This window comes from Buchnera aphidicola (Brachycaudus cardui) (assembly GCF_005081945.1).
Lineage (GTDB): Bacteria > Pseudomonadota > Gammaproteobacteria > Enterobacterales > Enterobacteriaceae > Buchnera > Buchnera aphidicola_AN.
Genome location: NZ_CP034879.1, coordinates 403402 through 418414 on the forward strand (window position 1 = coordinate 403402; position 15013 = coordinate 418414).

Below are 15013 nucleotides of genomic sequence, written 5' to 3' on the forward strand. Positions count from 1 at the left end.
TCATATTTTTTCCATGCAATTTATAGAACAACAATGATTAAAAATATTTGCACAATTTTGACATTGAATAAAAAGAAGATGACATATATTATTCTTACAATTAACATAAGTATCTGAAGCATTATCACATTGAGAACAAGATGATATTATATCTTCTGAAATTTCTTCACTCATACGATAATCAAATACAAAATTTTTCCCTTTAAACAGAATTGGTAATCCATTTTTTCTAGCATTATGAACATAACCAATAATACCTCCTTCTAAATGATATACAAACTTAAAACCATTAAATAACATCCAAGCAGTAGCTTTTTCACAACGAATACCACCTGTACAATACATCACAATTCTTTTATTTTTAGCATATTCCATTAATGTAACTACATTCTTTAACTGTTCTCTAAAAGTTATACTTTTAATTTCAATTGCTTTTTCAAAATGACCAATCGCATATTCATAAGAGTTTCTCATATCAATAAATATTGTTTCTTTATCATGTAACATCATATTCACTTGTTTTGATTTTATATAAATACCAACATTATTTGGATCAAAACAAGGATCTGTAATTCCATCTTCTACAATTTTTTTTCTTATCTTAACAGAAAGAACCCAAAAAGATTTTTTATTATTTAACGCTTTATTAATACGCAAATTATTTAATGCAGAATTTGATTCATATAGAATTTTTTTTATAAAAAAATAATTTTTTATAGGTACACTGATTTGAGCATTAATACCTTCTCTAGCTATATAAATTCTTCCTAAAACATCATTTTTATAAAAATTTTCATAAATATGATTTCTGTATTCCTGAGTATTTTCAATAGTAAAATATTTATAAAAAGATAATGTTAAACGAGGCTCAGTTTCATATAACATACGATTTTTTAATTTTTTTTTGCAAATTATATTATGTAAAATAGACATGAAAAACACCTTTTATTTAAAATGAAATTTATTTTTTACTAGGGAAATCAGTAAATATTTTTATTTGTTGCAATAATTTTTTATATATTTTATTCAATCTTAATAATTTAATTTTTTCTTGTATCACTATTTTTTCTGGAGCATAAGATATAAAACTTTTATTTGCAAGTTTGTTTTTAATTTTTATTAAATTAATATCTATTTTTTCGATTTCTTTTTTTAATCTTTTTAATTCTTTTTCTTTATCTACAAATTTTAATATAGGTAGTATAATTTCTGCTCCATCAATTATTTCTTTAATACATAAATCTTCATCATATTCTTTCAATAATATTGTTATATCATTTAAAAAAGACATTTTTTTTAATAAAAAAATATTTTCTTTAATAACTGCTTCTTGTTCAGAAGTAATTTTATACAGAAATAATGGTATAAGTTTAGTAGAATTAATATTCATATTAATTCTGATAGTTCTTAAAAAAATAATTATTTTTTTTATCCAATTAATATTCAACAATATTTTTTTATTAGATATTTCATGACTATACTTTGGAAATTTTTGTAACATAATTGTTTTATCTTTAATATTTTTAACTAATTTTACACGTTGCCAAATTGTTTCAGTAATAAAAGGAATAATAGGATGAGCTAACCTTAAAATTACTTCTAAAACATAAATTAAAATATTTTTAGTAAGATACACTTCTTTATAAGAACTATTATGAAAAATAATTTTTACAAATTCTAAATACCAATCACAAAATATATTCCAAATAAAATCATATAAAACATTAGAAGCAATATCAAAACGATAAGTATCTAGTGATTCACGATATAATTTAATTGTATGGTTTAATTCCACTAAAATCCATTTATTCACTGTTAACATTTCATCGTTTATATTAAATGGTAAAAAACAATGATCTTTTGTATTCATTAAAACAAATCGACTAGCATTCCACAGTTTATTACAAAAATTACGATATCCTTTTAAACGATTCATATCCCATTGTATATCACGTGTACTAGATGCTAATGAAGCAAAAGTAAAACGCAGTGCATCTGTACCAGTAGATTCAATTCCTTTAGGAAATTGTCGAATAGTATCTTGAGTAATCTTATTAGATAAATTCGGTTGTAATAAATTACTAGTTCTTTTTTTAAGTAATTCCTGTAAAGAAATTCCATCTATCATATCTAAGGGATCGAGTACATTTCCTTTAGATTTTGACATTTTTTTTCCTTCTTCATCTCGAATTAAACCTGTTATATAAACATTTTTAAAAGGTATCTCGGGTTTTCCATATTTATCTTTAATAAAAAACATAGTTAACATAATCATTCTAGCTATCCAAAAAAAAATGATATCAAATCCGCTAACTAAAATATCTGTAGAATGAAAAATTTTTAAAAATTTTGTTTTTTTAGGCCATCCTAATGTAGAAAACGTCCATAATCCAGAAGAAAACCAAGTATCTAACACGTCATCATCTTGAATTAATAATTTATCTTTCGATATACTATATTCTGCACGTATCTCTTCTTCATTTCGTCCAACATATGCATTTTTTTGATCATCATACCAAACTGGAATACGGTGTCCCCACCATAGTTGACGAGAAATACACCAATCTTCAATATTATTCATCCAAGATAAATACATACTTTTATATTGTTTCGGAATAAATTTAATTTCTTTGTTTTTTACTGCATCAATAGCTATCTTAGACAACGCTGATGTTTTTAAATACCATTGATTTGTAAGCATCGGTTCAATAGTGGCACCGCTTCGATCGCTATAAGGAGTAATGATATCGCATTGTTCAATATGATCTAATAACCCTAATTTTTCAACTTCTTCAATAATTTTTATTCGTGCAGATGAAATATCTAATTTTTGAAATTGTAATGGAATAAAATTATTATATATATCAGATTTTTGTCCATCATAACTATAAACTTGAGCAATACATCTAATCTTTCCATCAAAACTAAAAACATTAATCATAGGTAGTTTATGATGGTATCCTACTTTATAATCATTAAAATCGTGTGCTGGTGTAATTTTAACACAACCTGTTCCTTTTTCTATATCAGCATATTTATCTTCAATAATAGGAATGACTCTGTTTACAAGTGGACATTCTACAAATTGACCAATAAATTTCTTATACTTATGATCTTTTGGATTGACAGCAATAGCTGTATCGCCTAATAAAGTTTCAGGTCGAGTTGTAGATATAATTAAATATTTTATTTTACTAGATGAAATAACTTTATTTTGAATAATCGGATATCGAATAAACCATTGTTTGCCTTTTACTAAACGATGTTCAACTTCTAAATCAGATATTACAGTTTCTAGTCTTGAATCCCAATGTACTAATCTTTTTTTCTTATAAATTAAATTATTTTTATATAATAGAATAAAAGCTTCTCGAACAGAAATAGAAATATCCGCATCTAAAGTAAATTTTTCACGATCCCAATCAACAGAAACACCTAAACGCCTCATTTGTTGAGTAACAATACTATTGTATTTTTTCTTCCAAATCCAAATTTTTTTAATAAAATCATCTCTACTATAATCTTTTTTAGTTTTTTTTTCTTCTAAAAATATTTGACGTTCAACTAACAATTGTGTTGCTATTCCAGCATGATCAGTACCAACTTGCCATAATGTATTTTTGCCTTGCATTCGATGATAACGAACTAATATATCCATAATTGTTTGTTGAAATGCATGACCCATATGTAAACTTCCTGTAATATTAGGAGGAGGCATCATAATACAAAAAGAAGGTTTTTTTATATTATTGGGTTTAAAATACCCATTTTTTTCCCAAAAATTATATAAAAATTCTTCAATATTTTTAGGATTATAAATTTTTTCCATTTTCTTTAACTATTTTATTAATAAAAAGGCGATATTGCCATATGACGAAAATAATATATAATAAACTTATTTTATATATAATTAAATAAACTCAAGAACTAGTGATTTTTGACCTGATTCAACAAGAATTGACATAAAAGTTCAACAGGACGACCTGTAGCTCCTTTATTACTAGATTGCCATGCAGTTCCAGCAATATCTAAATGTGCCCAATGATATTTTTCTGTAAAATAAGAAAGAAAACATGCTGCAGTTATAGCACCAGCTTTACTTGTTCCTATATTAGAAATATTTGCAATAGAAGAATTTAATCCTTTTTTATATTCTGTAAACAATGGTAAACGCCATATTTTATCATCTGTTTCTTTTGAAGCACGATTTAATTCTTCTGAAAGATCTTCATTATTAGTAAAAAACCCACTGATAGATTCACCTAATGCTGTAACACATGCTCCAGTTAACGTAGCAATATCAATTACTATACTTGGAGAAAAACGTTCTACATATGTTAATGAATCACATAAAACTAAACGTCCTTCAGCATCAGTATTTAATATTTCTACTGTTTGACCCGACATGGTAGTTAAAACATCGCCAGGTCTAAAAGCATTACTTCCTAACATATTCTCACAACCAGATAAAATTCCTATTACATTTAAAGGTAAATTGAGTTCGGCAACCATAATTAAAGCTCCATATACTGCTGCTGCACCACACATATCATATTTCATTTCATGCATATTATATGAAGGTTTTATAGATATGCCTCCTGAATCAAAAGTTAAACCTTTTCCTACTAAAGCAATAACTGGATTATTATTAACATTTCTAGAATATTTTATTACTGACATAAATGGTTTGTTTTTTGCTCCACTTCCTACAGATACATATGCATTCATTCCTAAATTTTTCATTTCCTCGATGTCAATTATTTCAACTGTAATTGTCTCTTTATATTTTTTAGAAAGTTTTTGTGCTGTATAAGATAAGTATAAAGGATTGCAAATATTAGGTGGTAAATTACTGATATTTTTTGCAGCTGTAATTCCACAATCAATTGCCAAAGCATGTTTCAAAGCTATTTTTGCTGTAGGTAAATCATTTTTTTCAAAAAAATTAAAGCTAATAATGTCTAAATCAAAAATTTTTTTATATAAATCATTAATTTTTACAATTTTATATAAAATTTCTTTTATAGAAAGTATTATAAATCTAGTAGTCCAATATACATTGGATGTAACATTAATATTCATTTCAGTAAAAGAATAAATTACATTTTTGATAGATATCTGCTTTATCATTTTTATAGTTTTTTTTAATATCTTCTTTATATTAGATTTTTTTATTTGATTTTTTTTTCCACAACCAACTAATAATATTCTATTACAAACAATATTAGGTACGTTGTATAATATAAGAATATCTCCTATTTTTCCCTTCATATCACCTAATTTTAATAAAGATGTGATATGTCCATTACTACATTTATCTAAATAATGTGCAGAATGAGAAAGTTGACATGAATCAAAAATATTTACTATTATACAATCAGTTTGTTCTTTATCTAAATTGCAGTTTTTCATAAGAAATTTCATTATATTCACTCTTTTATAAGATAATAAAACTAGCAACTATATTTTATAATATAGTAAGATAAGTGTTTTTAATAATTATATTATTGTATATTTATATTAAATATATGAAGACTAATTAATAAAAAATATATTTTAAACTTAATAAAAATATTACAATATAAAAAAATATTATATACTATAATATTTATTATCTCATTTTAATATTTATTAAAATATATTTTTAATTAAACACACTGAGACTTAATATGAATGATCTTTACCAACGTGATTGTTTAAGACTATTAGATTTTACTACTGAAGAATTAAAAAAAATTATTGCTTTAGCACAAAAATTAAAAAATAATAAAAAAAATAATCAAGAAATTCCACTTCTTAAAAAAAAAAATATTGCTTTAATTTTTGAAAAAGAATCCACACGCACAAGATGTTCTTTTGAAGTGGCTGCATTCGATCAGGGAGCTAATGTTACATATCTTGGACCAGGAAGCACACACTTAGGCAAAAAAGAATCTATTCAAGATACAGCTAAAGTTCTTGGACGTTTATATGATGGTATTCAGTATCGAGGTCATCATCATAAAACAATAGAAGTTTTAGCAAAATACTCACAAGCACCAGTATGGAATGGTTTAACTGAAAAATTTCATCCAACACAATTACTTGCTGATTTACTAACTATAAAAGAAATTTTTCCAAATAAAAAATTTCACGAAATAAAATGCGCATATGTTGGAGATACGCGTAATAATATGGGAAATAGCTTATTAGAAGCCGCTTCATTAGTAGGATTGGATTTACGTTTAGTAGCTCCTAAAGAGTGTTGGCCTGAAAAAAATTTACTTACATTTTGTCAGAAACAAGCTCAAAATAAAAAAGGACAAATAATCTGTACTGAAAATATTTCTAATGGTGTAAATAATGTAGATTTTATTTATACTGATGTGTGGGTATCTATGGGAGAATCCGAAGAAACATGGAATACAAGAATTCAATTACTTAGCTCTTATCAAGTTAATCGTTCTATGTTAGATCTTACTAAGAATAATGAAGTAAAAATATTACATTGCCTTCCTGCTTTACATGATCAAAAAACAACAATAGGAAAATCTATATTAAAAAAATATGGATTTGAAAATGGCATGGAAATAACAGATGATATTTTTCAACAACATCAAAATACTATTTTTGAACAAGCAGAAAATAGATTACATACGATAAAAGCAGTTCTTGTATCTAGTCTATTAAAAAATATTAATTTTTAAAAAAATAAAGAAATATGTATATAATATAAAAAAATATTTAATATTTTTATAGGATTTCTATAGTTTATAGTATCTTACTATCCTTTCTAACATTATTAAGGAAAATAAAATTTGAGAAATCCTCTATATAAAAAAAACATAATTTCAATTAATGATCTTCATCGTAATGAATTAGAATTAGTTTTAAAAAAATCTGCAATCCTTAAAAAAACACCACACTCTAATTTATTAAAAAATAAAATTATAGCGAGTTGTTTTTTTGAAGCCTCAACTCGCACGCGTTTATCGTTTGAAACTGCTATGTATCGATTAGGAGCTTCTATAATAGGATTTTCTGATGGAAATAATATTTCTTTAGGAAAGAAAGGAGAAACATTAGCAGACACTATTGCAGTAATTAGTTCTTATGTAGATGCTATTATTATTCGTCATCCACAAGAAGGTTCTGCACGTTTAGCATCAGAATTTTCTAATGGTGTTCCCGTATTTAATGCAGGAGATGGATCTAACCAACATCCTACACAAACATTATTAGATCTATTTACTATTAAAGAAACTCAAAATAGACTGACTGATTTAAATATTGCTATAGTTGGAGACCTTAAATACGGTAGAACCGTACATTCATTAACACAAGCATTAGCAAAATTTAAAAGTAATAAATTCTTTTTTATTTCTCCTGATGCTTTAAAAATGCCTAATTATATTAATGATATGCTGGATAAAAAAGATATTTTTTGGAAAAGGCATAACAATATTGAAGAAATTATATCTGAAATAGATATTCTTTATATGACTCGTGTACAAAAAGAAAGACTTGATTCTACTGAATATGCAAATGCAAAAGCAAAATTTGTATTACATTCTTCAACTTTAAAAAATGCACGTAGTAATTTAAAAATATTACATCCTCTGCCTCGTATAGATGAAATAGATCATGATGTTGATTATACACCTTATGCTTGGTATTTTAAACAAGCAGCAAATGGAATTTATGCACGTCAAGCAATTTTGTCTTTAGTACTAATAGAAAAACATTTAAAATAAACAACAAATGCAAATAAATAAACTTCAAGTTGAAGCCATTAGATCAGGTAGTGTTATTGATCATATACCTGCAAATATTGGTTTTAAATTATTGTCTTTATTCAGATTCACTGAAACAGAAAAACGAATTACAATAGGATTAAATCTCCCTTCTCAAAAATTAGGAAAAAAAGATATTATAAAAATTGAAAATACTTTTCTCAGTGATGATCAAATTAATCAATTGGCAATTTATGCTCCATATGCTACTGTTAATTATATTAATAATTATAATCTTGTAGGGAAAACTTTTCCAAATTTACCTAAAAAAATTGACCGTATTTTAATTTGTCCAAATAGTAATTGTATTAGTCACGATAATTTCATTACCTCTAGTTTTATTTTTCAAAAAGATAAATTTCATAATATAACTTTAAAATGCAAATATTGTGAAAAAGAATTTTCTAAAAATATAGTACTATCATAATAATGATAGTATTATCATAAAATAAAAAAATATCACATATAAAATGGTTGTTAAATATGAAAAATATAATTAATAGTGAACATGCACCTAAACCTATTGGACCGTATTCACAAGCTATTCAAATTAATAATATTCTTATATTATCAGGACAAATACCGATTGATATTATATCTAATAATATCCCAGAAAATATTGCTGAACAAACACATATTGTATTAACAAACATAAAATCTATTTTAATAGCATCACATTTTCACGTAAAAGATATTGTCAAAACTACGATTTTTACGACTGATTTAAAAAACATTAATATTATTAATAAAATTTACATGCAATTTTTTATAGATAATCAATCAGCATTTCCTGCTAGATCTTGTGTAGAAGTTCAAGCTTTACCTAAAAATGTAAAAATAGAAATTGAATCTATAGCATTTAAGAAATAAAATTTATATTAATTAAAATAATATGCATATAAAAAAACTATTTTTAATTATATAAAATTAAAATTAATATGCCGCAAAGCGGCATAAACTTATAACATTAAACACTTTTACGACGGAAAAAAGATGCCTTTGGTTCATTTTTAGAAATACTAGATTTATTTATACGATTTTCAGAAAAACGACGATTATTATGTTTATCTTTATTAAAAACTATACGATTAGATGTTTTAGTGTCGTACAGTCTAGAATCACGTAATAATTTTATATTAATGAGTTTATTTAAAATTTTAGTACGATTAAATTGTTGTAATAAATCTTTAGACATACTTTTAGGTAATTCAATTGTAGAATAAGAGGAAAAAAGTTTAATATTACCAATATGACGACTATTAATATTTCCTTCATTAGCAATTGCCCCGACTATATGACGAACTTCTACACCATCATTACGCCCCACTTCAATACGATATAAATCCATATCTTTATTTTCACGACGCTCACGACGTTGTCGATTGTTACGATTATCTTCACGCCGACGTTCATCCTTAAACAATGAATCTTTAGAAAAACGATTCACTGTATCAGGTTTAATAATTAAAGGACGTTCTCCTTGAGCCATTTTTAATAAAGCAGCTGCTAAAGTTTTTATATCTAAGTCGTCTGTAGAATATAATTTATCTAATAAAGCAGTATATTGTTCTAAATCTCGACTTTCTAATTGTTGCTGAACTTTTTTAGCAAATTGTTCAAGACGTCTTTGAGATAATAATTCAATCTTTGGTAACTGCACTTCTGGAATAGACTGTTTAATAGTGCGTTCTATATTACGTAATAAACGACGCTCACGATTTTCGACAAATAGTAATGCTCGACCCGCTCGACCCGCTCGACCTGTACGACCTATACGATGTACATAAGATTCTGAGTCCATTGGAATATCATAATTGATAACAAAGCTAATACGATCAACATCTAGACCTCGGGCTGCTACATCTGTAGCAATTAAAATATCTAATCGACCATTTTTTAATCTTTCTAAAGTTTGTTCTCGTAGAGCTTGATTCATATCTCCATTTAATGCAGCACTATTATATCCATTACGCTCTAAAGCTTCTGATACTTCTAAAGTTGCATTTTTTGTTCTAACAAAAATAATAGTAGCAGAAAAATCTTCAGCTTCTAAAAAACGGATCAATGCATCAGTTTTTCGACCATATACCATCCAGTAACTTTGTTTAATATCTGGACGTGTAGTAATATTAGATTGTATTTTTATTTCTTGTGGATTTTTCATAAATCTTTTAGAAATACGACGTATTGCTTCTGGCATAGTAGCAGAAAATAATGCAGTTTGATGTTCTTTAGGAATCTGGGCCATAATTGTTTCTACATCTTCGATAAAACCCATACGTAACATTTCATCTGCCTCATCTAAAACTAATCCATGCAAATTAGAAAGTTTAAGAGTTCCTCTTTTTAAATGATCTAATAAACGTCCTGGAGTTCCTACAACAATTTGAGGTCCTTGTCTTAATGAACGTAATTGTAACTCATACCTTTGACCACCGTATAAAGGCAATACATGTACACCAATCATATATTTAGAAAAGTCTGAAAACGCTTCAGCTACTTGAACTGCTAATTCTCTTGTAGGAGCTAATACTAATATTTGAGGGGCTTTTAAATTAATATCAAGATTATGTAATAGAGGCAATGAAAAAGCAGCTGTTTTACCGCTTCCAGTTTGTGCCATACCTAGTACATCACGTCCTTCTAAAAGCAAAGGAATACACGCTGCTTGAATAGGAGAAGGTTTAACATATCCCATTTCAGTCAAAGACTGAATAATAAAAGGATTTAAACCAAGAAAAGAAAATGTGCTTTCAATATGAGTCATGCAGTAGATATGCCTTTTAAGTTACCGTGGCCAGTCTACATAGCTCATTATGAAAATATTGATTTATTCTCATTGAAAAGTGTGAACCGGCTCAAATTAAATGATTTAATAAATACAAAATCAAATTTTTAAAAAAATTAGTAATTTGTATTTATTAGTTATTGCTAATGATTTTTTAGATATATTATTTACTACAAAAAATAACATTAGCAACTTATTGAAGTTTATTTTTTTTAAAAAATCATATATCTATTTTCTAGATAAAGATAATTATTAAAAATAAGATGAATTAAGTTTTATATCATATATATGGTACTATTTGAAAAGATATAAAGCTATATTTTATTAAAATGTTTTTCACATATGTATTGATCATTATACATAGTATACATTTTATTGATTTAATATAATTATATCAGATAATATTACTATTTATTGATTTATTAAGAATAATAGCATTTTCTATGTCTTTAATACTTAATCTTAAACGACCTTGACGATCAATTTCTAAAACTTTTACAGATATTATCTGATCAATTTTTAGATAGTCAGATACTTTATCTACTCTTTTATCAGCAATTTGTGAAATATGTACTAAACCTTCTTTTCCAAATCCAATCGAAACAAAAGCACCAAAATCAACAATACGAGTTACTTTTCCTGAATAAATCCTACCTACTTCAATTTCAGCTGTAATTTCCTCAATTCTTCGAATAGCATGTTTTGCTTTTTCTCTAATGTTAGCAGATATTTTTACTGTACCATCATCTTCAATTTCAATGATAGTTCCAGTTTCTTCAGTAAGCATTCTAATAACAGAACCTCCTTTACCTATTACATCTTTGATTTTTTCAGGATTTATTTTAATAGTATGGATACGCGGTGCAAGTTCAGAAATTTCACTTCTAGACTTACTTAAAGCTTGATTCATTACATTTAGAATATGTAATCGAGCAGATCTTGCTGAATTTAAAGATGCATGTATAATTTCTTTAGTAATACCTTCTATCTTCATGTCCATCTGTAATGCTGTAATACCTTTATCTGTTCCAGAAACTTTAAAATCCATATCTCCTAAATGATCTTCATCTCCTAAAATATCTGAAAGTAATACATATTCCTCACCTTCTTTAACTAACCCCATAGATATTCCAGCAACAGCAGATTTAATAGGAACACCAGCATCCATTAAAGCTAAAGATGCTCCACAAACAGAAGCCATAGAAGAAGAACCATTAGATTCAGTAATCTCAGATACTATTCTAATAGTATAAGGAAACTCTTCTAATTTAGGCATGACTGCTAATAGACTTCTTTTTGCAAGACGACCATGTCCAATTTCACGTCTTTTAGGTGATCCTACTGCTCCTATTTCTCCAACAGAATAAGGAGGGAAATTATAATGAAACAAAAAATTATCTGTTCTATCTCCTAATAATTCATCTAAATTTTGTGCATCTCGAGAAGTTCCTAAAGTCACTGAAACTAAAGATTGAGTTTCTCCTCTTGTAAATAAAGCAGAACCATGTGTACGAGGTAAAATTCCTGTACGAACATCTAACGCACGAATCATATCTTTTTCACGTCCATCAATGCGTATTTCATTGTTTAATATACGTTTGCGTACAATTTTTTTTTCAATTTTTTGAAAAATATCTTCTATTTCTGATAAAGAAACATTTGAATTATCATCAGAGCATGTTTTTATTATCTCTTCTTTAATCAAAATTAACTTTTCAGATCTTTCTTGTTTATTAAATATTAAATAAGCAGAACTTATTTCTTTTTCAAATAATTCGATAATTTTAATTTCTAATGTTTTATTAGTGTCTGGATAAGATATAGTCCATGGTAATTTACTAGCTTCATTTGATAAAGAACGAATATTATTAATTACTACTTGTTGTTGTTGATGACCAAAAATAATAGCTTCAAGAATTTTTTCTTCACTAAGAATTTTTGATTCTGCTTCTACCATAAGAACAGCATTCTGAGTACCTGAAATTACTAAATCTAAGGAACTATTTTTCATGTCTTCACTAGTAGGATTTAATATATATTGATTATTAATATAACCAACCCTAGCAGCACCGACTGGTCCATAAAATGGAATCCCTGATAAACTTAATGCTGCTGATGCTCCTATAATAGAAATTATATCGGGGTTAATCTGAGGATTTACTGATACAACTGTAGCAATAATTTGAATTTCATTTAAAAAATTTTTAGGAAATAAAGGACGAATAGGTCTATCAATTAATCTAGCTATTAATATTTCATTTTCACTAGGACGACCTTCTCTTCTAAAAAAACCACCAGGTATACGACCTGCAGCATACGTACGTTCTTGATAATTAACAGTAAGTGGAAAAAATTTCTGTCCGATATGCGTTTTTTTTTGTCCTACAACAGTTACAAAAACTGCTGTATCATCCATACTAGCCATAACAGCAGCTGTAGCTTGTCTAGCCATTATTCCTGTTTCTAAAGTAATAGTATATTGACCATATTGAAATTTACGTACAATGGGATTTAGCAAAATAATATCCTTAACATGAAACTAATTTTTTAATCACTATAAATTACATTTTTTAAACTTTAATATATGAATAAATATTAATATTTCTTCATAAAGTTTAAATAAAATTGTAAAAAAAGGGCTAACAAAGCCCTTTGTAAAAAAATATGTTTTAATTAAAAACAAATTGTTTATTTTTTAAAATAACTATTTACCGTCTTAAATGCAAATCGTTAATTAAAATAGAATAACGAGAGATATTTTTTTTCTTTAAATAATCTAATAATTTACGACGTTTAGAAACCATGTTCAACAAACCTCGACGACTACAATGGTCTTTTTTATGTTCAGAAAAATGTATTTGAAGATTATTAATTTGAGTTGTTAACAACGCAATTTGAACTTCTGTTTTTCCACTATCTTGTTTATTTTGACCATATTTTAAAATAATTTTTTTTGTATCTATTGCACACAGAGACATATAATACTCCATATATTAAAATCAATATTAAACATGTAATTTAATTAAGTCATTGGAAAATAATATCATGCTCATCTTAAATTTAATAGTGTAGAACTTAGTTAGTAGTATGCATTAGAAAGTAATCGATACGGTATTAATAATTCTTCTTTTTTAATTTTTCCCAAACCAATAAATTTTTTATCTTCATCTATTACACGTACTAAGCTATTTTGAATGTTAGAACTAACATTTAATACCTGTCCTAGCTTAAAATAGTAAGCTTGTTTTGAAGAAATATATACTGCTGGTAAAAAAGATATAGGACTATCTATAGGCATCAATAAATTATCGATCTTTTCAAAAACATTAATATTGTCAATTTTTTCTCTATTTAATAATTTATATAAATCAGATATTTTTACTAGTTTATTATAAGAATATGATGCTACCTGTAAACGTCGTAAGAAAACTACATGAGCTCCACAACCTAATTTTTCTCCTAGATCTTCGACAAGAGTTCGAATATATGTACCCTTAGAACAAAATACTTTAAATTCAATTAAATTATTTTTTTGAAAAATATGATCAATTTTATATATTGATATTTTTCTTATACTACGCTGAATATTTAAACCTTGACGTGCATATTTATATAAAGGTATACCATTACATTTTATTGCTGAATACATTGAAGGAATTTGATTAATTAGACCAGTAAGCGCTTTTATAGATGCATCGAGTTGATAAGATGTAAATAAAATAGGACGTTTTTTAATTACAACACCATAAGAATCAGATGTAGATGTTTTTTCTCCTAATTTTGCAATTACATGGTATCGTTTGTTAGAGTCTGTCAAATAACTAGCAAATTTTGTACATTCTCCAAAACAAATTGGTAACATTCCTGTTGCTAAGGGATCTAAAGTACCAATATATCCTGCTTTCTTTGCATTAAAAATACATTTTACTTTCTGCAAAGCATGATTAGAAGATATTCCTAAAGGTTTATCTAATAATAACAATCCATGAATATTGCGTTTTTTTTGAAGAAACATCTATTCATCCTTATTTTTTATTCATGATATAATTTAGTTTCATTATTTTTATCTAAATTATTTAATATCGTCGAAATATAATTACCTTTTAATAAAGAATTATCATGATAAAAAATAATATTTGGCATAATGCGTAATCTTATTTTATTACATAGTAATTTTCGAATATAACCTGAAGCCTGATTTAAAATCATTAAATATTTTTTTATTTTTAATGAATCTTGACTACTTAAAAAACTAATGAAAACTTGAGCATGAGATAAATCTTTAGACACTTGTACTGCAGAAACTGTAATAATCCCTTTAATACGAGGATCTTGTAATGAATACTGTATAATAATAGCTATTTTTTTTTGTAATTCTTGTGCAATACGAACTGATCGATTAAAAGATTTTTCCATTTTTTATTACCAAAATAAATTTTTTATAAAAATTGTA

Annotated in this window: 12 protein-coding genes; 4 read left to right on the forward strand and 8 right to left on the reverse strand. The window is 26.2% G+C overall.

Translation table 11 applies throughout. From position 1 onward, the window contains the following. The 3 genes from D9V67_RS01875 to D9V67_RS01885 form a co-directional block, all read right to left on the reverse strand. Positions 1-933, reverse strand: coding sequence for a rhodanese-related sulfurtransferase (locus D9V67_RS01875; RefSeq protein ID WP_158359577.1), 933 nt, complete (start codon positions 931-933; stop codon positions 1-3). A gap of 28 nt (positions 934-961) precedes the next feature. After that, positions 962-3829 carry a valine--tRNA ligase gene (locus D9V67_RS01880; protein WP_158359578.1) on the reverse strand — a complete coding sequence of 956 codons (2868 nt, stop codon included), beginning with the start codon at positions 3827-3829 and terminating at the stop codon, positions 962-964. A 98-nt stretch (positions 3830-3927) separates the two neighbouring features. Continuing rightward, a complete protein-coding gene (locus D9V67_RS01885; protein WP_158359579.1) occupies positions 3928-5424 on the reverse strand; it encodes a leucyl aminopeptidase in 1497 nt (498 codons plus the stop codon). 245 nt (positions 5425-5669) lie between these two features. Between D9V67_RS01885 and argF the strand changes: the two genes are divergently transcribed. The 4 genes from argF (at position 5670) to D9V67_RS01905 (ending at position 8642) form a co-directional block, all read left to right on the forward strand. Continuing rightward, positions 5670-6686 carry an ornithine carbamoyltransferase gene (gene argF / locus D9V67_RS01890; protein WP_158359580.1) on the forward strand — a complete coding sequence of 339 codons (1017 nt, stop codon included), beginning with the start codon at positions 5670-5672 and terminating at the stop codon, positions 6684-6686. 111 nt (positions 6687-6797) lie between these two features. Then, positions 6798-7733 carry an aspartate carbamoyltransferase gene (gene pyrB / locus D9V67_RS01895; protein ID WP_158359581.1) on the forward strand — a complete coding sequence of 312 codons (936 nt, stop codon included), beginning with the start codon at positions 6798-6800 and terminating at the stop codon, positions 7731-7733. 7 nt (positions 7734-7740) lie between these two features. Then, on the forward strand, positions 7741-8199 hold the full coding sequence (pyrI, locus tag D9V67_RS01900; protein WP_158359582.1) for an aspartate carbamoyltransferase regulatory subunit: 459 nt from the start codon (positions 7741-7743) through the stop codon (positions 8197-8199). Positions 8200-8255: 56 nt separating this feature from the next. Then, entirely contained in the window at positions 8256-8642 is a 387-nt protein-coding gene (locus D9V67_RS01905) for a Rid family detoxifying hydrolase (RefSeq protein ID WP_158359583.1), read from the forward strand. 97 nt (positions 8643-8739) lie between these two features. On the opposite strand, the gene D9V67_RS01910 is transcribed toward D9V67_RS01905, so the two are convergent. The 5 genes from D9V67_RS01910 to rbfA form a co-directional block, all read right to left on the reverse strand. Next, entirely contained in the window at positions 8740-10539 is a 1800-nt protein-coding gene (locus D9V67_RS01910) for a DEAD/DEAH family ATP-dependent RNA helicase (protein WP_158359584.1), read from the reverse strand. Positions 10540-10954: 415 nt separating this feature from the next. Then, on the reverse strand, positions 10955-13078 hold the full coding sequence (gene pnp, locus D9V67_RS01915) for a polyribonucleotide nucleotidyltransferase (protein WP_158359585.1): 2124 nt from the start codon (positions 13076-13078) through the stop codon (positions 10955-10957). Positions 13079-13268: 190 nt separating this feature from the next. After that, positions 13269-13538, reverse strand: a complete 270-nt coding sequence (gene rpsO / locus D9V67_RS01920) for a 30S ribosomal protein S15 (protein WP_158359586.1) — start codon at positions 13536-13538, stop codon at positions 13269-13271. Between the two features lie 101 nt (positions 13539-13639). Next, complete coding sequence (truB, locus tag D9V67_RS01925; protein WP_158359587.1) at positions 13640-14575, reverse strand: tRNA pseudouridine(55) synthase TruB; 936 nt, start codon at positions 14573-14575, stop codon at positions 13640-13642. A gap of 17 nt (positions 14576-14592) precedes the next feature. Further along, a complete protein-coding gene (gene rbfA, locus D9V67_RS01930) occupies positions 14593-14976 on the reverse strand; it encodes a 30S ribosome-binding factor RbfA (RefSeq protein ID WP_158359589.1) in 384 nt (127 codons plus the stop codon). Between the last annotated feature and the right edge of the window lie 37 nt (positions 14977-15013).

Bases quoted from the DNA above. Each gene is read 5' to 3' on its own strand.
- argF (WP_158359580.1), top strand. From the start codon at position 5,670: ATGAATGATCTTTACCAACGTGATTGTTTAAGACTATTAGATTTTACT.
- D9V67_RS01875 (WP_158359577.1), bottom strand. From the start codon at position 933: ATGTCTATTTTACATAATATAATTTGCAAAAAAAAATTAAAAAATCGT.
- pyrI (WP_158359582.1), top strand. From the start codon at position 7,741: ATGCAAATAAATAAACTTCAAGTTGAAGCCATTAGATCAGGTAGTGTT.
- D9V67_RS01880 (WP_158359578.1), bottom strand. From the start codon at position 3,829: ATGGAAAAAATTTATAATCCTAAAAATATTGAAGAATTTTTATATAAT.
- rpsO (WP_158359586.1), bottom strand. From the start codon at position 13,538: ATGTCTCTGTGTGCAATAGATACAAAAAAAATTATTTTAAAATATGGT.
- D9V67_RS01910 (WP_158359584.1), bottom strand. From the start codon at position 10,539: ATGACTCATATTGAAAGCACATTTTCTTTTCTTGGTTTAAATCCTTTT.
- D9V67_RS01905 (WP_158359583.1), top strand. From the start codon at position 8,256: ATGAAAAATATAATTAATAGTGAACATGCACCTAAACCTATTGGACCG.
- rbfA (WP_158359589.1), bottom strand. From the start codon at position 14,976: ATGGAAAAATCTTTTAATCGATCAGTTCGTATTGCACAAGAATTACAA.
- truB (WP_158359587.1), bottom strand. From the start codon at position 14,575: ATGTTTCTTCAAAAAAAACGCAATATTCATGGATTGTTATTATTAGAT.
- D9V67_RS01885 (WP_158359579.1), bottom strand. From the start codon at position 5,424: ATGAAATTTCTTATGAAAAACTGCAATTTAGATAAAGAACAAACTGAT.